Source organism: Colwellia sp. Bg11-12 (assembly GCF_014076955.1).
GTDB lineage: Bacteria > Pseudomonadota > Gammaproteobacteria > Enterobacterales > Alteromonadaceae > Colwellia_A.
Map to the genome: position 1 here is coordinate 14,532 of NZ_JACGUZ010000074.1, position 22,599 is coordinate 37,130.

The following is a 22,599-nucleotide window of genomic DNA, read 5'->3' on the forward strand; positions in this document are numbered from 1 at the left end:
ATATCATTAAGCCCTTTACTGCGTAAACAAGAGCACCTTATTACGTCCTTTGTCTTTAGCAGAGTAAAGGGCTATATCCGCTTTTTTATATAGTTCATCGTAATTAGCATTGTTCATATTGCCAAAAGCAACACCAATACTTGCTGTTACTTTTGATTCAAAGGGTCTGGCCATAACTTCAATGCTACTTCTCACTCTCTCAGCAAAATAACAGGCTGATTTTTCATCGCTATTCATAGTTAAAATAACAAACTCTTCTCCACCTATACGGGCAAACAAGTCATCTTTTCGACACAACCTATTGATATTTTCGGCAATGGCAACCAGTACTTTATCACCAGCATCGTGACCAAAAGTGTCATTGATATCTTTAAAGTGGTCAACATCGATGAGTAAAAAGGCCATTTGTATGTCTTGCCCTTTAAAGGTACTGATTTTATGATCAAGAAATCGGCGATTACCAATACCAGTTAAATGGTCGGTTTCAGCCGCTTTCTTTAATGTTTTATTGGTCGCTTCTAAACGAGAGATCACCTGTTTTCTTATCATTAATATCAGAAATAACACGAGAGTGATTAAAGAAATAATAATCACCGCAAATAAGTACATTGAAGCGTGTCGAGAGTCTCGTTCGCTAATAAGTAATTCATCTTGCAATTTTATATAATCTCGTTCCATTTGTAATTGGTTTTCCAACTTCTGAACGAGACCTTTTTGTATTAAAGGTTGTATTTGATTTCTTCGCTTAATGTATTCTGTTTGAACGGCCGACGCCGCTTCAAAGTTCTCTTGGCTTAATTCTAATTTAGCTAAGTTTTCATACAATGCCATTTCACTTTCTACTGATATTTTATTCTTTACCTTAATAATACCTTGTTGATATAAATCAATGGCTGCTTTTATTTGGTTTGTCTGAATTAAAACGTCAGCAAGGCCTAAGTATGCTGAGGCTACAGCAGGTGGGTAAGCACTACCTTTTTTATCATTAATAACAAAGTTATATAGAGATTTCGCAGCAGAAAATTCTTTTAATGATTTATAAACATGGGCTAAATTGACCGATGCTTCACTAAAGCTAAAATCACTAATATAAGAACGATTACTGAGTACATTTTCCAGTAACTCTTGAGCTTTAAGGGGAGAACCTGATTTTAGGAAAGAGACACTTAAACCAACAGAAGCATTCATTTTCATTGCAATATCATTGAGCTCAGTGTTAATTATGATTGATTTTTCAAAATATTTAGCTGCATTGGCATAGTCATTTTGAGAATTGAGTACATTGCCTAAATTATTATAAACCATGGCTAAATCTTCTTTTTGATCACTTAACTTGGCAAACTTTAATGCTTCAATATAATATTTTACAGCATTGTCATGATCAATAATAAGCTCGTAAAATACGCCCATTGCTCTATTTGCAACAGAGATTAAATGAACGTCTTTGCTATTGTTTGAACTGTTTATGGCTTGATTTAAATGTGTGAAAGCTTCTTGATTTAAGCCTTGATACATCTGTGCCTGCCCGAGTAAGCGTAATAATTTAGCTTTATTGAAATGATCATCATCAATGCTAGAAATGGCTAATGCTTGTGTGGCATAGCTTGCTGTTTTGACGGGGTCGATATAAATATAAAAATTTGCCAACGCAACTAATGGTTGTATTCGCGCTGCATCATCGAGGGAAAGTTCTGTTAATGTTGCTTTTAATGAATCAACATTCACTTCATTAGATAAAACAGGAGAGGTTATTGCTAAGGACATTATAAGTATTAGTAACCATTTAGTCATTGTGAACCTGCTGCTTCCTTGTAATCCTATGATAACCATCTCATATTTTAATCAATAGATAAAACAATAAAAATTAAATAACACAGACGATGCTCTAATCTATTTGCTTTAGCTCTTTTTTGTAGTGATGATTGTTCTGCACATAATGAGCTGCGCCTGCTGCGATCATTATTTTGGTTTTTTCATCGAGCTGTTTAACCACTTTTGCAGGTGAGCCTAATACCAAACTCCCATCAGGAATGACCATGTTTTCGGTCACTAAAGCATTAGCACCCACTAAGCAATTTTTGCCAACTATAGCGCCATTTAACACCACAGCATTGATACCAATTAAACTCCCTTCACCTATGGTGCAACCATGTAACATCACTTTATGACCAATAGTTACATTTTCAGCAATGTTAATAGGGAAACCTTTATCAACATGTAGAATAGACCCGTCTTGAATATTAGAGTTTTTCGCTATCTTTACTTGTGCTAAATCGGCTCTGATCACGACATTAAACCAAATACTGACATTTTCGCTTAAGTCTACATTGCCTATTACAGAAGCGTTGGGTGCTATAAAGCAGCTTTTAGGAATCTTGGGGGAAAGTTCACCTAACTGGTAGATCATATCTTGAAACCTCAATATTAATATATACATTGAATATAACGAATTAGACATTAACATTCATTAACTTTGTCGCTTAATAATCTGTGTATTGTTGTTGGTATCACGTTAATTAACTAATTTAAGGGAATATACTCCACACTTTACCTTGATGATTAAAGATAATAGGGAACTCAATTTTGTTGAGTATAAATACCTGAAACTTATTTTTTATCTTCTGCGCACATTAAGGTGTAACCCCATAGATTAATCAAATGGCTTTATAGGTTAAAAAGAGGTTACTGCTAAGGGCAATATGTGAATAGATATTACAAATAAGATTATATCAATAAGCAGAACCCTTTAAATCAATACCTTCAGGAGATGATGTTTTCGAACTAAATCGATTTTTAGTCATCGGGTTGAAACTCGCTCTTAAGTTGTCGATACAGAAAGATATTAATGTTCACTTTGTGCGCTTACCGGACTGAAGCTATATGAAGTTTGCTTTATGTTTTTTAATGAATAGATAAAAAGATTTATGTTCTAATATTGTAATTTTGATTGTTTTCCACCAGAAAAGAGGAACTCATCTTGCTTTTTACATATATATTTATACAAAGGATTTTTTAAGATGTTGATTCTTTAATAGGTACAAAGTAATCTGATATGATAAAAATTTAATTTTAAACACACTTTTTCCTTTGAATATAAGGAAATTTTCCTCTTAATAATGCTGTAATGCCAGAGCTAGATAGAGTATTTTATTATGGAATTACAGATAAAGGATTTAACTCAAAGTAGACAATGGTTATCGGACTCTGAGCGTGCAGCTATATCTGAAATTATTAAATTGAGCTTCTCAAATATTTCACCAGATGCATACTTAGCTAAGTACTTTGATGGTACGGGTACTTTTCAACGTAAGTTAAGGCTTTATTTTGATGGTGTCAAATTAGTCGGTTATTGCTTGCTCACGTTTAGTCATGAATCTCGCACCATCGTAATTCGTGCTTCAGCTGGTTTCTTCCCCGAACATCGAAAAGGTGGTAATACTTTCAAGTTTTCAATATCAGAGAGCTTTAAGTGTTGGTTACGACGCCCATGGCGAAAAATCTACTATGCGGACTCAATGTTAAGCCCTGCTATGTATCGAGCTATTGCAAAAAACATTGGAATAATTTGGCCACATCCAAACCATCCAGTGCCCGACAATATCTTTCAAAAGTTCAACTCAAACGGTGAAGTTAGTAGTAAGGTCGGTCTACGTTGCTTAATTCACGTGGGTAGAGCAAGCAATTACTCAGAAAGTGAACTTGAGGGTTTTAAGTCTAGTGACAAACTAGAAATTCAGTATTACCGTAGTTTAAACCCTGATTTTAACAATGGGGTAGCGTTGTTTGTCATAATCCCTATCCACTTTAGGCAATTTATAAAGACAGTTTTCAATAAGTTCAGTGCGCGATGAAGGGGCAGGTATCAACTTTGAAGTGCGACAAATATAACAATTAACGATTTTTCTTTTCAATACAAAAACTAATCTAAACTCCATTCAAGCCAGTAAGTGCTAATGTCGTGTTTGTGGCATTAGTTAACCTTAACAATCATTAAAAACACATTATAAAACGACTGTGTGTTAACGTCTTTTGCGTGCACTTTGTGGAAATTAACATAGAATTTTTTTCATATATTTTATAATGAGTCATTTTGCTACTAAATTAATAACTGAATGATAAATTTGGCACGTTTATGTAATACAGGAATTTAGACGCGCTTATCTCAATTAAACCCTCAAAAATTTGTTTTTTTATGTGTTTTACTGATTGAAATATATGCATAATGTGCCATTTTTGGGATCGAATAACTTATAGCTCGTTATTTTTATTCATAAAAAAAGCTCAATACAGAGAAGCTTGCTGGTAACTTACTAAATCTATTATATAAAATGTCAGTGAATTAATCAGCTCGATATGTCGACGGTTTAAATCGAAACGCATACTAATAAGGTGTTAGGTTACTAAGGAAAGTATATGAAATGCACTCACCGATATTTTGGTATATGTGGCGCATTACTTATAATCTTTACTAAGCAACAATAAGGCGTTTAAGTAGGGCAAAAAAGTTGGCTAGAGCCTGTAAAAAAATCTATTACAGGGTCGTATAAATAGTTAAAATATACTGCTTCGTTACTTAATACTAATATTACGTGTTAATTACTGACTTTAAAGCGACCGACTAAATTTGTTAAATCTTTGGATAAAACAAGCAAGTCTTTCGAACCATCGGCCAATGTATCAGCAGTATTAACAATACCTTTTGCCGATTGATTAATGCCACTAATATCGTCATTGATCAAGTCCGATGAACTGCGCTGTTGATCTGCGGCTTGAGTAATACGTGAGATATTTTCCTTCATTTGTCCAACCAAAGAACTGATTTCGTTAAATGATTGATTCGCTTGTTCAATTTTTTCGATAGTCTGTTTCGATTGTTCGACATTCACGGCCATTTGTTGAGAAACAACACGTGTTTTATCGAGCAAGTTCATTAAGACAGCATCAATTTCTTCGGTAGCGCCTCGCGAGCGTTGCGCTAATGTTCTCACTTCATCTGCGACCACAGCAAAGCCTCGCCCTTGCTCACCAGCTCTTGCCGCCTCAATAGCCGCATTAAGTGCTAACAGATTGGTTTGTTCAGCAATGCTTCTGATAACATCTAATATTTTAGTAATATTCTCACTTTCTAGTTCAAGTGACTTCATCGATTGAGATGATTCACTTAACGATTGATTTAACGAACTCACTTCACTTACCGTGACAGAAATTAACGAAATACCCTTTTTTGAGTACTCTTCAGTTTTCATAATAGTCGTTGAACTTTCTTGGCAGTCGTTTGATGTTTGATGTGCGATATCTGTCATCTTTGCAATAAGGTTATTTACATTATTTATTGATTGTTCTTGTTTATGGCTTACTGCTTTTACATCAGCAATTTGTATACCCGATTGATTAGCCACCACATTTAATGTTGATGCACAGGTTTTAATATCAACAACAAGCTGATAAATCGAGTCTAAAAATTGATTAAACCATTGAGCCAATTCACTGACTTCATCTTGACCAACAATCTCTAGTCGCTTAGTTAAATTTCCATCACCTTGTGCAATATCACGTAAACCTTCAGCCACACGGTTAATGGGTTGAACAATACGATTGGCTAACCAAAATCCCATGACAATAAATAATGTAACCATGATAAAGGCAATCACGGTAATGGTCTGACTCATACTATATGCAGGCGCTAAAATTTCATCGCTATGGATAACGCCAACAAAACGCCACTTTAGTTCTTTTGAATAATAACTGGCAACATCAACATCTTCACCTAAATGCTCGGTAGAAAAATGATCTTGATTCGGACTTTTTTGTAATATGGAAAATAATGATGATGATGAAAGATCTTTAATATTTTTGAAGTTATTCTCTGGTGTTTTGGCATCAGCTAATACGGTTCCTGACTCATCAATAAGAATGAGATAGCCGCTTTCACCTAGTTTTGTATTACTTAATATATCCGTTAATGTTGAAAGGGTAACATCTAGACCTTGTACACCTATGATGTCGCCTTGCTTATTTTTGACCACTAATGCAGAAGTTACTACAGGTTTTCCTATGACATCTTGATATGCTTCAGTAATAATTGGAGCGTTTGGAGAGGCTAGTGCCTGTTTGTACCAAGGACGTTGTCTTGGATCATAACCTCCAAGCACTTCTAATGGATATTGAACAAAGCCACCTTCTTTGGTGCCTGTGTATACGTATAGTAAATCAGGGTGTGATGAACCAAAATCTTCATATAGCTTATATAAATTTAATTCTTCGACAGAATCATTTTTTGGCTCCATCATATGATCAGAATCAATATAAGTATGAGTATTATCAGGAAGTTGGGTTGTTAATTTATTTTGAGCTAAAAATTTTACGTTAGCTTTGATTTGTTGGAAGAACAGTTGAAAGCCGTTGTCTACTTGTCTTAACTCATCCTGAGTGCGTTCCACAAAGCTTGTTGAAGATTTAGAAATCGTCATTGATATACTGACAATTGCAATAGCAATAATTGGTAAAATAACTGTAGCAGCAAAGCTCAACGTTAGTTTAGAGCGAATATTCATAAAAATTCATTAAATAATCGTAAATGTAACCATAATATAACTGAGAATGATACTGAGACCAAGCCCAAATGAGTCAGAGTGAAAGTATTGGCTAAACTACAAAACTGTGACCGATTTTACTTGACCACTTCAGTTTTCCAGTCGGACTCATAACTGTTGGCTGGGTTCCAAGTTGCTTCGCATTTTAGCCAATAATTATTCGCCGTTTAAAACGGCGTTATCGATAAAAAATATAATCTGAACTCAATTCTAGTTAACTGATGCTTATGTCAGCAATGTGGTAATAGTGAATATTGCATAAAACATCTCAATCTCATTCCATGTATCGAAATCTCACAAGTGATGTCTATTCACAATATGAATAAATAAATAGCTCTAAGATAAGAATCAAATCATGGCGCAAAAATAGGTTATATAAGTTCTTGGCATTATAAAACGTATTTAGACGCTGTTATAAACAGCTATTTTGGCGAATATTGATGTAAGGGGAACGGTAATAAATGCAAGGGTATATTCGAATCATAACAATAAATTAAATGTTTTCTCGGAAATGACGAGACATCAGTAAGTCGTGTTAAATAATATAGGGGCTATTAATTGAATAAAACAGAGCCGTAAAAAAGAGAGTTTGTCAGCGACGCATAACGAAGCTGACAAGTACTGATTAATTAATTTGCTGTTACGCCAACAATATCGATTCTTAATTCAATAATTGGGTGCCCACGACGTTCATCAATGTATGAACCTTTATCAGAGTCATTACAAATGATTTTTACGGGGCCTATTTCTGGGTTATGCCACACTTCACAAGAGTCTTTAGATTCAGAGCGAACTTCATCAGTGGCCGTATTATAATTTATTCTGTGAGAGCTAAGTGTTGTTCTTTTAGCTCGTACATTTACTTCTTCACCATCATCATTTGATTCAAGGTAACTTACAGGAAGCAAGTCACTAAATGTTGACGTTATTAAGCTATATGAGCTGTTATCTTCAGATTGTGCACGGAACATTAAAGGTTCATTATGGTACATAAAACCACAAGTAAAATTGCCACTGTAAAAAGCAAGGTTATTTAAATAGGCTATATAAGTTTCTCGACTATTTGACCACTGACAAGTAGCCCACCTGGTATTAATAAAAGCCTGTGAAAATGGTAAATTCTGTACGGGTGTTTTCTCCCAACTAATGTCAGAATTACTCTCATTTTTTTGAGTGATTGTAAAAGTGCCACTGGGTAAATCTATTTGCTCTCCAGGTTGCACACAATATTCTTTATCTTCGAAGCTATAGGGCCTATTTAAGCTATCAAGCTCAATGACGTCATTCCAATAAGTACCACACTGCTCTCTATCTGTGGTGGTGTTAATCAAACGTGCTGAATATTTATACTCAATAGTGTCACCTTGTTCATATCTCATTTGTAGCCCATTAACATCATGTGTTGAAATGGGGGCGGTGTTTCGCGGTTCATTAAAATCCGCAAAGTTAACCATTACCTCTACATTGGTGATACTTTCTTCGGCGGTTTCCGTTTCAAGCTTGGTAAGTTGAACAGTTGTATCGCCTTCACCTTGAATACTAACCGATAGGGAGGAGGAATTATTCATTACATTATTCGAGGTAGGTTTTCTAACAATATAGGGATTGGCTGTCTCTATTTTATACTCTGCTGGGTTTTCGTTAGCAATGTCAATCACTGCCTCAATATCACCATAATAGAGGTTTAAGTTAGTCACCGTTATTGGTACTAATTGTTCTTTATTAACAACAACATTAATGTTTTTTGATAATGCGGGTATCAAGCCATTTTGAGCTTGCTCAATCGCTATGGTTGCTTCGCCAACATACATGACCGAAACTAAGCCGTTGGTATCTACACTTATAATACTGTCATCGGTACTTGTAAATGAGGTTGCTATGTTACTACCACCTTCAACAGTTAAAGAAAAATCAATATCATTGAAACGCACATTTTCAGGCTGCTCTACGACAAGATCAGAATATATTTCAACATCAATCGACTTTCTATCTGTTAAACCCAATGCGTCGGTGACTAACATTTCAAGCGTGACAAGGTTGTTATCTATCTTTTCAGGCACAATAAATGAAACATCTATGCTATTAGGGGTTATAAGTTCAACAGATTGTCCTGATGTTTGCGCCCATAAAATGGTTAGGGCTTCACCTGATGGAGATGTGGCACTACCCTTAATCGAAACAGTTTCACTGCTTTTAAATGCTTTAGTCAGCGATGTTAAGCTGATTTTTGGTGGTTGAGCAACAGGTGGTTGAGCAACAGGTGGTTGAGCAGCGGCGGAAGACGAACTTTCGCTACTTCCTCCACAGGCTGTAAGCGCTAGTGTGGTTAGTACAATAAAAAATTTAAGCATAAAATATCCCTATTAATTAACTTGTTAGAAAATTTTAAACTATTTTTTTCTAAGATGCTACTGTAATGTTGCATAGGTGTGTTTTTTATGTTTCAAGGGGCGTTCACATCTACGTATAATGTAAATCGACACAAAAATAAAATATCAAAACTAACCCGGTGATTTGGTACTAATGCGTGATGAACAGTTAATTTAGCCATTAATTTTCATTCGAATAATGATTAAATTCATTGGTATTTGTTTTATTAGGTCACTATGTTAATGAGTTATAAATAAAAGTAACTTAACTTATTATCAAGCATGCGATGTATGGCGAATAGTTTGTATATGATTGTCAATACTTTCCACTTGAAACATCTTTCCTGTATAATCTCGCGCTGTTAAACAACAGCCTTTAGAGTAAAAACCTGAATTTGCACTAAAGGCCGTAAAATCACTATTTATAACGCTGCTCTTTATCTTTAATAAAATATGAGTAAAAGCACCAGTAGCACGACCGTAATAAAATAAAGAGCAAGTTGAGGCACAGTATGACCGTAGAACAATTCGACCCACAAGCAACTAAAAAAAGCAGTAATTCAGCCGAGAGCCAAACAACCACGTTAGACATTCCGTCTAAGATGATTGAACAGCAAGTGAATAGTCAACAGCCCTCTAAAGCGGCTAAAATTGGTTTCGTTTCATTGGGTTGCCCAAAAAATCTTGTCGATAGCGAACGCATTTTAACTCAACTTCGTACTGAAGGTTATGATGTAACAAATAGCTATGATGATGCTGAACTTGTGATTGTAAATACTTGTGGTTTCATTGACAGCGCAGTACAAGAATCACTTGATACTATTGGTGAAGCACTTGCTGCCAACGGTAAAGTATTGGTTACTGGCTGTTTAGGCGTTAAGAAAGACGAAATCATCGAATTACATCCCAATGTTTTAGGTGTTACAGGGCCTCATGCTTATGATGAAGTATTAACGCAAGTGCACAAGCACGTTGCAAAACCTGTTCATAACCCATTTATTGATTTAGTACCGCCACAAGGCGTTAAACTTACGCCTAAGCATTATGCGTATTTAAAAATATCTGAAGGGTGTAACCACCGTTGTACGTTCTGTATTATTCCTTCAATGCGTGGCGACTTAGACTCTCGTCCTATTGGCGATGTATTAGGTGAAGCAAAGCGTTTAGTTGATGCTGGCGTTAAAGAATTGTTAGTCATTTCACAAGATACGTCTGCTTACGGCGTTGATGTTAAGCACAAAACTGATTTTTGGGATGGTATGCCGGTTAAAACACACATGCAGCAGTTATGTGAAGAATTAGCCAAGCGGGGCGTTTGGATCCGTCTTCATTATGTTTATCCGTATCCACATGTAGATAAAATAATTCCATTAATGGCGGAAGGTAAAATACTGCCTTACTTAGATATTCCTTTTCAGCATGCGAATAAACGTATTCTAAAATTAATGAAACGTCCTGGTAGTTCAGACCGTGTATTAGAGCGTATTGCTAAATGGCGTGAGATTTGTCCAGAGTTAGTTATTCGTTCAACCTTCATTGTTGGTTTCCCGGGTGAAACAGAAGAAGAGTTTGAGGAATTATTAGAATTCTTAGAAGAAGCTCAATTAGACCGTGTAGGCTGTTTTAAATACTCACCGGTTGAAGGTGCTACGGCTAATGCCTTACCTGACCATATTTCTCCTGAAGTTATGGAAGAACGTTTACAGCGTTTTATGGCAGTACAAGCGAGAATAAGCGCGGAAAAACTACAAGCACGTATTGGCCAAGAATATTTAATTCTTGTTGATGAAGTGAGTGCCCTTGGTATTGTTGGACGCTCTTACATGGACGCCCCAGAAGTTGATGGTAAAGTGTATTTGTCTGATGATTATGACGCTAAGCCTGGCGATCTAATGTGGGTTCAAATAATTCATGCCGATGAACATGATGTTTGGGGTGTTAGAGTTGACGACGAAGCTGAAGATTAATTTTATTCACTAAGCTTTTACTTTGCTTTAGTAAGCTTGATGTAATTTAACCTTAGTTATGTTTTATCCCATATAAAAAAAGCCCAACTTTAATTAAGCTGGGCTTTTTTGTATTTGAAAGCGTTTGGTGGAAATTAAACGTTAATAGCGTCTTTCAATGCTTTGTCTGTTTTAAAAGCTGGAACTTTTTCCGCAAATCGACAAACCATTCATAAGGTTATAATATTTTAATCAACTATCATGTAGTACTAACAATGGTGTATGGTTCAAGGACACTTTATGACTAAATAGCCCCGATATTTATCGTAATAGTTATTGAAATAATCATAATTTATTTATTTCTCGACTCAAGTCGATATTGCTATTAGTAACAATTTTTTCAAGTACGATCACTCTATCAATCAATATATCTACAGTCTTCTTCGTTGATAAGGCAGTATTACTATCACTTTCCTTTTGTAAAGCTAACAACTTTTGATTGATCTCCGATTTATAATTAAAGTAATTACGAACAAATATAGTGATTAAAATCGGCGATGTTAGTGCCATCATAACTAAAAATAATTCAAACATAGTTAATCTCCTAGGTACATCGAGTAGTTAGTGAATATTGTGAACCTTCAACTGATTTATTTTTCCATAATGACGCACGAGTTATTTCGCGCTTCTTGCCTCGGCGAACAAGCAGGTGGATGTAAACCAAACTTAAAATTATTGAGCTGGCTTTAAATATATTGCCCTCTAGATCTCCGGCCGCACCGCCTGACATGCCGAATATTCCATAAGCTGCATTCATAAAAATATGCATCCATAAAGGAAACCAAATCCGATAACCTGATTCACAAAACAACCATGCAAACCAAGTACCTGCAACAGAAGTCACAGCGAAAGACGCAAAGGCAGAAAGTGCGTCATGCCCTTGATATATATGCCCCATACCAAATATGACTGAACTCACTAAAGCTGCGGGAATAAATCCCAAACCGCAATACCGAAATAAAACCCCAAATAATACAGCTCTGAAAAGAATTTCTTCGAATACTCCTGCGTATACCGAACCTACTATTATTCCCGACAGAGCAAGGTTTAGCTCACTACTTAAATAAGCGTAACCTACGGTCATTGGTAAGCAGCACAATACAGCGGCTAAAAAGTAATTTTTAAAACCTTCAACCTTTAATCCTAAAATTTCTGCTAATTCAATCTGTTTAAATAACAACGCTGCAACCAACACTAAGGGACCGTATATAAATAGATACTTTGCTGGCGTAAATAGAAGATAAGATTGCTGATCCATTGCTAATAAAGCTTCACTCCAACCATCGCCCCAAAAATATCGCATCACATAGTGACAGAATATAAAGGTGGCTATCATTATCAGTGCTTTAATATTGTTATTCATATATGCCTTCTTAACTAAAGTTTAAATTTCAAGTTAAGCATGACGAACACTCAATTTAATAGCGATTAGTTAGGGATAAATTCCAAGCAAAGGTATTAATAACAAGATGTAGGGAGGATTAACAAGCTTTTGGGACTAACAACAAGGCTTGTTTTATAGTGCCGACATACGTTCGAGATACAGGAACATTGACAGTAACACCAACAGTATTCATTACTAATTTCAAACCACCAGCATTGCCAGAACTAGTTTCGACTAATGCCAAGTTTACCGCATAAGAACGATGACAGCGGAGCACCAGTGATTTTTTTGGTAGTTGTTTTAATATACTTGTGAGTGAGCTACGTAATAATTGATGACTGATGATTTTGTCATTAAAAACAGCAAGCTCACAATAATTATCAGCTGATTTTATATATAAAATCTGAGATAACGCTACTTGTATTTTGTCGCCTTTATTTTCGCCAGTTAAGGTTAATAGCTGAGATGGTTTAGGCTCAATATTAGCTAAAGTTTCTTTGTTATTATTTATTGTGTTTTCGACTTCAATAACTTGGGGCACCAAAGTTGTTTTTCTTGCATGGTGATTAATAAGGTAAATAAAAATTATGGGAAAAATCCCTATTGCTAATGTATATAAAACAAATAGAAATTGATTTTGCCAATACCAATTTCCAAAGATTGCAACGACAAAATAGCTATGATTAAACACGGATACAGTGCCAATATAAATACAAGGAATAACTATCAAGCGGAATTTATTGTTGATCTTCAGGCGAGTTGAAACTATTTCTAATGCCCCAGATAACAACAGAGCACAAAATGTAACCAAACCATATCCAGAGAGTCTAAGAAATTTATAGGGAATAGCATGATTATTAGTGCCAAAAGGTTGAAACACAAATAAGACGAACAGGGTAACTGTGGAAAAAAGTACCGCACGCTGGATCATTATTTTTCTAGATGTTAAATCATCCTTCAGCCACAGATTCATTATTTAAAAGTCTTTTGAAATAAAACGGATAAGGAAAATAGCATATATTAACGACTTTATGCAGGTGTTTTTAGAAACTTATATGATTAAAATCATGAGTAAAGTTTATCTTCATGGTAATGCGAAGCTAAGTAGGCAGTCTTAGAAGTCATCAATCAGCGCTAATTATTATGGTAAATAATGTTGATAATGATTGAGGGTTTTGGTTTATTTTCTGTAAAAATAATTTATTAATCATTACTTCATCAAACGTTCTCTTGGCGATTTATTAGGTGAAGAATTAGCGAAGAGGGCGTTTGGATACGTCTTCATTCTGTTTACCCATATCTACATGTAGACGGGTTAAGTTAATTATTTAGGTGACGTTTTCTCTATCAATATAATGCAATAATTATAAGATTAAGGCTAAAACTAAGATTATTGCATTACTTATCTTTATTTCACCGGGTTATTTATTACTGCCAACTGACATCAGGCTTCCAACCTTTAATCCACTTAGGAATATCACTGGCAGGCATCGGTTTGGCAATGCCATAACCTTGCGCCAATTCACATCCTATTTTTAACAGAGCAGTACCGTGTTCAATTGTTTCTACACCTTCAGCAATTACTTCTCGATTGAATGACTTCGCTAACGCTATTACGCCTCCAACAATTGCTAAATCATCATCATCAATCAACATGTCTCGTACAAAGGTTTGATCTATTTTAATCAAATTGGCGGGTAAACGTCTAAGGTAAGTGAGGGATGAATAGCCAGTACCAAAATCATCTAAGGCAAAGCTTACACCCATTGCTATGCAGTCATTCATGACCGCTGAAACATGACTTACATCATCTAAGGCACTTGTTTCTAAAACCTCTAGTTCTAAAAAGTGCGGATCTACATCAGGATGTGCTGCTAACAAAGCGGTTAGTCTTTTAGTAAAGTTCGGTTGCTGTAATTGCACTGCAGCAATGTTTACGCTGGTACTGACCGTAAGACTCAGTCCCATTTTTTGCCACTGACTGATTTGTGTTAGTGCGGTGTCGATAACCCATTCACCCATTTCTATCATCATCGGGTTATTTTCAATGAAAGGTAAAAAATCTATCGGACTTAATAAACCTCGAATCGGATGCTGCCAGCGAATTAAGGCTTCAGCGCCAGTGACTTTACCTGTACGCATATTAACCTTGGGTTGATAAAAGAGTACAAATTGTTGATTGTCTAATGCGCTACGAATAGCCTCTAGGTTTTCGCGTTGTACTTTAACCGCGTCATCTTGAGCGGTATCAAATAAATGATAACGATTTTTACCTAATTCTTTAGCCATATACATAGCTTGGTCGGCATGGCGCATAAGTAAGTCGGCATCAACATTGTCTTGTGGGTAAAGTGTTACGCCAATACTCGCTGACACCGTTAATATAAGATCGCTAACTTTTACCGGCTCTGATGCTGCTAATAGTAAACGCTCTAATATAGGTTCACAATCTTCAACGACTGATAAGTCTGCTAATACGGCTACAAATTCATCGCCACCAATGCGTGCTAAGCTGTCACCTTCTCGTAATGCCTCTTTCATAAGAACAGAAAGCGCAATCAAAAGTTCATCACCTATGTCATGACCATAAAGATCATTAACACGTTTAAATCCGTCTAAATCTAGAAAAACAACCGCGAGGGACTGCGCATGTCGTTTACACTGCAACATGGCTTGAGATAACCGGTCAGCTAACAATGCGCGATTAGGTAAATCAGTGAGTAAATCATAATGCGCAATATGTTCTATTTGATTTTGATATTTTTTCATTGGAGTAATATCGCTGCCTAAAGAAACATAATGCGTTGTGACACCTTGTTCGTCGTATACCGCACTAATGGTTTTCATTTCAGCATAGACTTCGCCACTTTTACGACGGTTCCACAGCTCGCCGTACCAATGACCGTCTTCGATCAGCGCTTGCCACATGTTGCTATAAAACTCGGGCGATTGCCGGCCTGATTTAAGCATGCGAGGATTTTGTCCAATGGCCTCTTCATGGCTATAGCCTGTTGTTGTCGTAAAGGTATCATTTACATCAACAATAAATCCCGCCGTATCGGTAATAATGATGTTCTCTCGGGCGTGTGTAAATACGCTTGCGGCGAGTTGAATTTTTTCTTGATAATGATGCCAATCAGTAATGTCGTCATAGATACCAACCATGCCAATAATACAGTTGTCTTCGCCATGTATCGGTGTTTTAGAGGTGCGTAGCCAGATATAATCACCACTAGGCGTTAATTGATTCTCTTCGTAGTTCAGTTTTGCTTTACCGGTATCAATCACATGTTGGTCGTCCGATTGATATTTTGCCGCGAGGTCACGCCAAGCAAGCTCATCATCAGATTTATTAATTATTTCATCGGGGGTATTCATTCCGGCATCGCGTGCGAATTTTGTATTACAGCCGAGATAACGAGAGTTTTTATCTTTCCAAAAAATTCTTGTTGGGATAGCTTCAATAATAGTACTTAATAAATTTCGCGACTTCGACAATTCCTCATAAGGCCTTACAATACTTGCGATAAAGATACTTTTGTAGATATAAAAGTAAGCAACAATTTTATAATTATGCCCTAAAAAATTAAATACATCAGTCACGTCAGTATAAAGTGTGAAAAAGAGCTCACTCATTGCCATTAAACACACGGCGGTAAATAAATTAACAACATCATAAGGCTGGTTAGTTCGCATTAAATACAAAAGGCGGAGACCAACCGTTAAATAAAGTCCGAAAATAGTATATTCACTCATGACTTTGAAGGGGGTAAGTCCTTGTCCTTCAATATAGGTGCTGGGAATTAATGATGGAAAAAATAACCCAACAATCACGAGGATGACGACTAGCGATAAAGTACAACCTAATATCGACCAATGCATTAACCTTGTTGCAATATTTCGCCATGAAAGTAACGAAACAAGTAATAAGCTGAAGGCTGAAAAGTAGCGAGCCATTAGCCAAAAATTAATGGTTTTCTCTGGACCACTTGGCGTAATTAACGCAGGCATATTAGGAAAAGAGAACACATGAAAGAAATCAAGTATCGCTACACCAAGAAAAGAACAGGCAAGGATAATATAATTACGCAGGTTTTTATTGTCAGCAATATGAACCCAAGCGGTGCCAAAAATCATTGCCGATATAATGATTGATAAAAATTCAAAAAGTGTATGAAGGGGGAGATAACCAACAATGCCTTTCATTTCATAGAATATGGAAGAAAATAAGCTTAGGACAAAAATAATAACAAAGAACAATATCGTCTTTATAGCGCGCTTTATTTGTTTTTGGTAATTTGAATGTATTTTTATCATTTAACGAATATAGCCTAATGTGCTCTTATACACAAAATCTACATTGGGGAATGTTTATTTAACCATGATATCTTCAGAATGAGTTGTTTTTTCGATATTTATTGTTAGTTTCATCGCAAGGGCCGAAGAAGGATTTGACGTGTGATATAGCTACTGAGAAGTCGATTGATTTACGTAAAAAAGACTTAACAATTTACGTTAAGTCTCATTTTTAGCGATGGGTAAGTTTGTACATAGTTATTAATAGTAAGGAGCGACTGATAACGTTAATTTTAGTAAGGTGGCGTGTTGTAATATTAACGCTTTAACGTGTAGGTTCACTTATTTTTACGACTTGTTTTCCTGTAAAAGTACCTTTTATCTGTGTATGTAAAGCACGAGAAACATCCTGAGCAGTAAATTCAATCAGGGTCACATTAGGCACACTAAGCGTACCTTTTGACAGACCTTCAAGTAATTGATTACTCATAAAACTCATTTTTTGTTGCGCACACAAGCTATTAGCTAACCAAGCTCCTGCTAAAGAAACAATGCCAATATTTGGCGCTTTTCTAAACATCAGTTCTTGCTCAAAATTAGGTAAGGGTCTTAAGCAGGCAATACGACCACAGAAACGCATCAGTTCAATATTACGTATTGTTGAATCACCACCAATAGAGTCAAGTACCGCATCAAAACCTTGAGGCCCTAATTCTCGGCGAATTTTCTCACAGAGTTTTTTGTCGTGGTAATCAAATATGGCATCCGCTCCAAGTTTTTTCACTAACTTGTGATTATGCTTAGAAGCGGTTGTAAATACATCAGCACCGCGCTGTTTTGCAAATTGAATAGCAAATTGCCCAACGGCTCCCGCGCCAGCCTCAATTAAAATAGTATCTCCTTGTACTATTTGTAATTTCTCTAATGCGATTAAAGCGGTCATTCCGGCACAAGGTAATGTTGCCGCTTCACTTGCTGTGACATTTTCAGGCACAACAGAAACGGCAAAATTTGGCACTTTGGCATAATCACTAAGTACACCTTGCTCTCCAATATTGGCATGCCACATTACACGGTCACCTATATTTGGAAATAAGCCTTTTTTAGCTTGAACTACCGTGCCAACTGCATCTAAACCGAGTATATGTGGATATTGCCATTTAGAAAATCCAGATTTAGCAAAGTGAGCATCAATAGGATTGAGGCCAACATATTCAACCTTGACTAACAGTTCGTGTTCGCTACATTCAGGCACAGGCAAGCGCACGTCAGATAAACTAATCTGTTCGCCTGGCTCTGCTAGCTCAATGGCTCGCATCGATTGAGGTAAGTCAATGTTGGGTAATATGTCAATATCTAGCATAAAAAACTCAAATTTTACAAGGTGATTAAACCATAACTCCATCGGCCGTTAAACGCTTGATAAGCGGTTACTTTGGCTAACGATGATGAAATTGTCGCGTTAACTGCATTTTCTTGGGCTATTAAAACATCCTGCCGCGCATCTAACAACTCTAAGTAAGGGATCTGCCCCTCTTGGTACATAGCATTGGCCTGAATAAAAGCTTTATTAGCATAGGTAAAACGTTTATCTGCAAACCCTTTTTGTTCAAGTTGTTTTGTTAGCAACCGCAATGAAAGCTCACTTTCATTGATGGCACTAAGCACGACCTGCTGATACTGACTATAAGCCGCTTCACTCAAATATTGCTGAGCATCACGTTGTGCTAATAACGCAGGATAACTTAACAGAGACCATTTTATTTGTGGAGCAACTTGCCATTGTTGTTGCGTATTATTGAGTTGATTATTACCTAGACTTAATACACCTGCAAAAGCATGTAAACTAATGTCAGGCAGTAAGGCTTTACTTGCTGCGATGCTTAGAGAATTTGCTTGGCTAAACTCATATAAGGCTTGGCTAATGTCAGGACGTAAGGCTATTGACTCATTCGGTTGAGCTAAAGCTACCTCAAAAGGTAAGTCAAATACCCCTTGTTCATCTTTTAGCACTAAATCACCACTTAAACGACCACTGAGTAATGCAAGTGTTGATAAGTCGCGGTATTGAGCATAAATGGTTTCAGGAAGTAATGCTTGCTGGCGGCTTAGCTGTGCACGAGTGCGGTTTAAGTCCAGTTCATTAGCAATACCTTCTTGAACACGTGCCTCAAGTACTTCGATGCTTTGTTCAAGCGCGGTAATTTGCATGTTCACAATATGCTGTTTTTGCTTATTGCCCTGATAGCTAATGTAGCCTTTAACGACCGATGCAACCACTTGAGTTTGTAAAGCACGTAATTGCTCGGCTTGACTCATGGCGGATGCGTTGGCCGCATCGACTAACGCACTAATGCGCCCAAACAAATCGAGTTGCCAATTCATTGCCAAATTAGCATTGGATTGACGACTGATGTTGTCTGCTACACTTGTTCGCTGCGCACCAATTTCTAGCCCACCTTGGGGTAAAAAATCGGCTTCTTGTGCGCTTAATCGGGCAAGTGCACTCTGTAATTCGAGCTGACTCGTTTGTAAGTTGTAATTGTTAGCCAGCGCATCTTTGACCAATTGATTCAATTGCGTTGAGCTAAGTTGTTGCCACCAGTTTATTTCGTCTTTACCTGTCAATTGCGTGGCTATTTCTGCGTCCGCAATAAATTTTTGCATTAGTTGTTGATGCTGTTTTTCATCAATTTTATTAGCACAACCTGACAAGAAGGTCGCCACTAAAACGGCGCTAATGGTTAACTTTGTTTTTAGCTGCTTGTCTTTAAATCGCTTGATAAGTAAGTTAATCATCTGCTATTCCTCATTATTTTTTGGTTGAGTCTTGGTCACTAATATATAAAATACTGGCGTAAATAATAGGCCAAACACAGTAACACCTATCATGCCTGAAAATACGGCATTGCCCATGGCATGGCGCATTTCAGCTCCTGCACCCGTAGCAAAAACTAACGGTAGCACACCTGCTGTAAATGCAATTGAAGTCATGAGTATCGGACGTAAACGCAGCTTACACGACTCAATAATGGCGTCAAAATGAGACAAGCCATTCTGGTTTTGATCTTTAGCAAACTCCACCATTAATATGGCATTTTTCGAGGCCAGGGCGACGAGTACAATTAACGCAATCTGGGTGAAAATATTGTTGTCTGAGCCAACAAACCAAACACCTAACAGCGCGGAAAATATAGTCATAGGTACAATAAGGATAATGGCTAAGGGTAACCGCAAACTTTCATATTGCGCGGCTAACACCATAAAGACTAATAGTACGACTAACGGAAAAACATAAACCATGGTATTTCCTGCCAATATTTGCTGGTAAGTCACCTCGGTCCATTCGTAAGTAATACCTTTGGGTAGCGTATCAGCCAAAATATTTTCTATCGCAGTCTGTGCTTGGTCTGAACTATATCCAGGAGCCGGGCTGCCATTGAGCTCAGCACTAGGGTAGCCATTGTAATGCATCACTCTATCAGGCCCTGTTGTTGGCGTTACGGTTAAAACAGAACCTAACGGCACCATGTTGCCTTGGCGATTACGTACTTTGAGGTTTAATATTTGATCAGGGTCTTGGCGAAACTCAGCTTCTGCCTGAGCTTTGACTTGGTAGGTACGGCCAAACATATTGAAGTCATTAACATATACCGAGCCTAAATATACTTGCAAAGCATTAAAAACTTCATCAAGAGGGATCCCTTGGATGAGCGCTTGTTCACGGTCAATGTCTATATCCATTTGGGGTACTTGAATTCTAAAACTTGAAAAAAGCCCGACCAATGCGGGGTCTTTTCTTGCTTTGTTAATAACGGCTTGTAGGCTATTAAATAATGTTTCAAAACCTTTATTACCACGGTCTTCAATTTGTAATTTAAAGCCACCTGTAGTGCCTAAACCTTGGATCGGTGGTGGTGGAAAAACAGCCACAAAGGCTTCATCGATAGCAGTAAAACGCTGGTTTAATTGTGCTGCAATTGCCATCGCTGAACGGCTAGGATCAGTACGAAGCGCAAAGGCATCGAGTGGAACAAAGACAATGCCGCTGTTCGGGCTATTAGTAAAGCCATTCACTGACAATCCAGGGAAAGATACGGTATGAGCAACGCCGGGTATTTGCAGTGCTATCTTTTCCATATCTCTGACAACGGCGTGCGTGCGGTCAAGGCTTGCTGCATCAGGTAATTGTGCTATCGCAATAAGGTATTGCTTGTCTTGTGCAGGAATGAAGCCACCAGGGACTGTATTAAATAGCTGAACTGTTCCGCCCAGTAGCGCAATATAAGCAACAATAACGACCACACTCATACGCATTAATTTTTTAACTAACTTTTGGTAACCATTACTGCCACGGTCAAAAACTCGGTTAAAAGGGGCGAATAACCAACGGCCAAAAAGCTTATTAAGTAGACGTGTTAATCGGTCTGGCTTACTGTCGTGTGATTTTAATAATAATGCTGCTAATGCTGGCGACAACGTTAATGAGTTAAAGGCTGAAATGATGGTTGATATGGTAATGGTTAAGGCAAATTGTTTATAAAATTGACCTGATACACCACTGATAAATGCCGTAGGAATAAACACAGCACTTAAGACTAATGCAATAGCGATAATAGGCCCTGTTACTTCGGTCATCGCAACTTTTGTCGCTTCTAAAGGTGTTAAGCCTTTTTCAATGTTACGTTCGACATTTTCAACCACCACAATAGCGTCATCAACGACAATACCTATGGCGAGCACTAAGCCAAATAAAGATAAGGTATTAATTGATACGCCAAGTAATTGCATTACGGCAAAGGTACCAATTAATGAAATTGGCACAGCAATTAAAGGAATGATTGAAGCGCGCCACGTTTGTAAAAATAGCACTACAACGATAACGACCAAAACAATTGCTTCAATTAAGGTGGTTATTACTGCGTCAATGGAATCACGTACGAAAATAGTAGGGTCGTAAACAATGTCATACTCAACACCAGCAGGAAAATCTTCAGATAATACGGCCATAGTTGCACGTACTTGATCTGATAATTCAATAGCATTAGAGCCAGGGCGTTGAAAAATAGGCATAGCGAGTGCGGGCTGGCCGTCTAACATAGCACGCAATGCATAAGTATTTTGCCCTAAGTCAACACGCGCGACATCTTTTAATCGAGTCAGTTGGCCTTGCTCGCCAACTTTAATAATAACTTGTTCAAATTCTTCAATGTTATCAAGTCGACCTTTAACATTAAGTAAGACTTGAAATTGGCTATCGTTAGCAGCAGGTTGAGACCCTAAACTACCAGCGGCAACTTGCTGGTTTTGCGCTCGTAGTGCTTGAATAACATCAGTCGCGGTGAGATCACGCGCAGCTAATGCATCTGGATTAAGCCACACGCGCATTGAGTATTGGCCACCACCAAATAATTTTACGTCACCAACACCAGCTAAGCGGGTAATTTGATCTTTAACATAGAGATCCGCATAGTTTGATAGGTATGCAGTGTCGTGAGTTTCTTCTGGTGAGTATAAATGTACAACCATCGCCAAGTCAGGAGATGACTTCTCTGCGACCACACCTAGGCGTTGTACTTCTTCGGGTAAGCGAGATAATGCACTGTTAACGCTATTTTGTACTTGCACTTGTGCACGGTCTAGATCGGTGCCTAAAGCAAAAGTAACGGTCAAGGTCATGCGACCATCGCCAGTGGCTTGAGAAAACATATATAACATGTTTTCAGTACCGTTTATTTCTTGTTCAAGTGGCGTTGCCACCGTCTGTGCGATAACTGAAGGGTTTGCGCCGGGGTAATTTGCCGTAACAACGACTGTTGGCGGAACGACTTCTGGGTATTCACTGACGGGTAGTTGAAAAAGTGAAAGCCCGCCAGCTAGTAAAATTATCAATGACAAGACCGCGGCAAATATAGGTCGCTGTATAAAAAAGTGGGAAAATTTCATGATTA

General features: G+C 37.4%; 13 protein-coding genes. 2 read left to right on the forward strand and 11 right to left on the reverse strand.

Annotation, left to right across the window (positions count from 1 at the left end; all coding sequences use genetic code 11):
- Positions 1–15: 15 nt before the first annotated feature.
- Positions 16–1,791: a tetratricopeptide repeat-containing diguanylate cyclase gene (locus tag H4J39_RS12790; RefSeq protein ID WP_182228813.1), complete on the reverse strand. Its 1,776-nt coding sequence runs from the start codon at positions 1,789–1,791 to the stop codon at positions 16–18.
- Between the two features lie 94 nt (positions 1,792–1,885).
- Positions 1,886–2,407, reverse strand: coding sequence for a gamma carbonic anhydrase family protein (locus tag H4J39_RS12795; protein WP_182228814.1), 522 nt, complete (start codon positions 2,405–2,407; stop codon positions 1,886–1,888).
- 745 nt (positions 2,408–3,152) lie between these two features.
- Here H4J39_RS12795 and H4J39_RS12800 point away from each other — a divergent pair.
- Entirely contained in the window at positions 3,153–3,851 is a 699-nt protein-coding gene (locus H4J39_RS12800; RefSeq protein ID WP_182228815.1) for a hypothetical protein, read from the forward strand.
- Between the two features lie 741 nt (positions 3,852–4,592).
- Here the strand turns inward: H4J39_RS12800 and H4J39_RS12805 are convergent.
- Together H4J39_RS12805 and H4J39_RS12810 are read right to left on the reverse strand one after the other, a co-directional pair.
- Positions 4,593–6,554, reverse strand: coding sequence for a methyl-accepting chemotaxis protein (locus H4J39_RS12805; protein ID WP_182228816.1), 1,962 nt, complete (start codon positions 6,552–6,554; stop codon positions 4,593–4,595).
- 668 nt (positions 6,555–7,222) lie between these two features.
- Positions 7,223–8,944 carry a hypothetical protein gene (locus H4J39_RS12810; protein WP_182228817.1) on the reverse strand — a complete coding sequence of 574 codons (1,722 nt, stop codon included), beginning with the start codon at positions 8,942–8,944 and terminating at the stop codon, positions 7,223–7,225.
- A 530-nt stretch (positions 8,945–9,474) separates the two neighbouring features.
- Between H4J39_RS12810 and rimO the strand changes: the two genes are divergently transcribed.
- Entirely contained in the window at positions 9,475–10,929 is a 1,455-nt protein-coding gene (gene rimO, locus H4J39_RS12815; RefSeq protein ID WP_182228818.1) for a 30S ribosomal protein S12 methylthiotransferase RimO, read from the forward strand.
- A gap of 324 nt (positions 10,930–11,253) precedes the next feature.
- On the opposite strand, the gene H4J39_RS12820 is transcribed toward rimO, so the two are convergent.
- The 7 genes from H4J39_RS12820 to H4J39_RS12850 form a co-directional block, all read right to left on the reverse strand.
- Positions 11,254–11,502, reverse strand: a complete 249-nt coding sequence (locus H4J39_RS12820; RefSeq protein WP_182228819.1) for a hypothetical protein — start codon at positions 11,500–11,502, stop codon at positions 11,254–11,256.
- A gap of 10 nt (positions 11,503–11,512) precedes the next feature.
- Entirely contained in the window at positions 11,513–12,331 is an 819-nt protein-coding gene (locus H4J39_RS12825) for a CPBP family intramembrane glutamic endopeptidase (RefSeq protein ID WP_182228820.1), read from the reverse strand.
- A 118-nt stretch (positions 12,332–12,449) separates the two neighbouring features.
- Complete coding sequence (locus tag H4J39_RS12830) at positions 12,450–13,325, reverse strand: LytTR family DNA-binding domain-containing protein (RefSeq protein WP_182228821.1); 876 nt, start codon at positions 13,323–13,325, stop codon at positions 12,450–12,452.
- A 455-nt stretch (positions 13,326–13,780) separates the two neighbouring features.
- Positions 13,781–16,669: an EAL domain-containing protein gene (locus tag H4J39_RS12835; RefSeq protein WP_182228822.1), complete on the reverse strand. Its 2,889-nt coding sequence runs from the start codon at positions 16,667–16,669 to the stop codon at positions 13,781–13,783.
- 304 nt (positions 16,670–16,973) lie between these two features.
- Positions 16,974–18,011, reverse strand: a complete 1,038-nt coding sequence (locus H4J39_RS12840) for a zinc-binding dehydrogenase (RefSeq protein ID WP_182228823.1) — start codon at positions 18,009–18,011, stop codon at positions 16,974–16,976.
- Positions 18,012–18,025: 14 nt separating this feature from the next.
- A complete protein-coding gene (locus H4J39_RS12845) occupies positions 18,026–19,447 on the reverse strand; it encodes a TolC family protein (RefSeq protein WP_182228824.1) in 1,422 nt (473 codons plus the stop codon).
- A 3-nt stretch (positions 19,448–19,450) separates the two neighbouring features.
- Entirely contained in the window at positions 19,451–22,594 is a 3,144-nt protein-coding gene (locus H4J39_RS12850) for an efflux RND transporter permease subunit (RefSeq protein WP_182228825.1), read from the reverse strand.
- Positions 22,595–22,599: the final 5 nt, after the last annotated feature.

Coding starts and splice junctions, on each gene's coding strand:
- H4J39_RS12845 (WP_182228824.1), bottom strand. CDS start 19,447: ATGATTAACTTACTTATCAAGCGATTTAAAGACAAGCAGCTAAAAACA.
- H4J39_RS12805 (WP_182228816.1), bottom strand. CDS start 6,554: ATGAATATTCGCTCTAAACTAACGTTGAGCTTTGCTGCTACAGTTATT.
- H4J39_RS12790 (WP_182228813.1), bottom strand. CDS start 1,791: ATGACTAAATGGTTACTAATACTTATAATGTCCTTAGCAATAACCTCT.
- H4J39_RS12825 (WP_182228820.1), bottom strand. CDS start 12,331: ATGAATAACAATATTAAAGCACTGATAATGATAGCCACCTTTATATTC.
- H4J39_RS12820 (WP_182228819.1), bottom strand. CDS start 11,502: ATGTTTGAATTATTTTTAGTTATGATGGCACTAACATCGCCGATTTTA.
- H4J39_RS12800 (WP_182228815.1), top strand. CDS start 3,153: ATGGAATTACAGATAAAGGATTTAACTCAAAGTAGACAATGGTTATCG.
- H4J39_RS12810 (WP_182228817.1), bottom strand. CDS start 8,944: ATGCTTAAATTTTTTATTGTACTAACCACACTAGCGCTTACAGCCTGT.
- rimO (WP_182228818.1), top strand. CDS start 9,475: ATGACCGTAGAACAATTCGACCCACAAGCAACTAAAAAAAGCAGTAAT.
- H4J39_RS12830 (WP_182228821.1), bottom strand. CDS start 13,325: ATGAATCTGTGGCTGAAGGATGATTTAACATCTAGAAAAATAATGATC.
- H4J39_RS12850 (WP_182228825.1), bottom strand. CDS start 22,594: ATGAAATTTTCCCACTTTTTTATACAGCGACCTATATTTGCCGCGGTC.
- H4J39_RS12835 (WP_182228822.1), bottom strand. CDS start 16,669: ATGATAAAAATACATTCAAATTACCAAAAACAAATAAAGCGCGCTATA.
- H4J39_RS12840 (WP_182228823.1), bottom strand. CDS start 18,011: ATGCTAGATATTGACATATTACCCAACATTGACTTACCTCAATCGATG.
- H4J39_RS12795 (WP_182228814.1), bottom strand. CDS start 2,407: ATGATCTACCAGTTAGGTGAACTTTCCCCCAAGATTCCTAAAAGCTGC.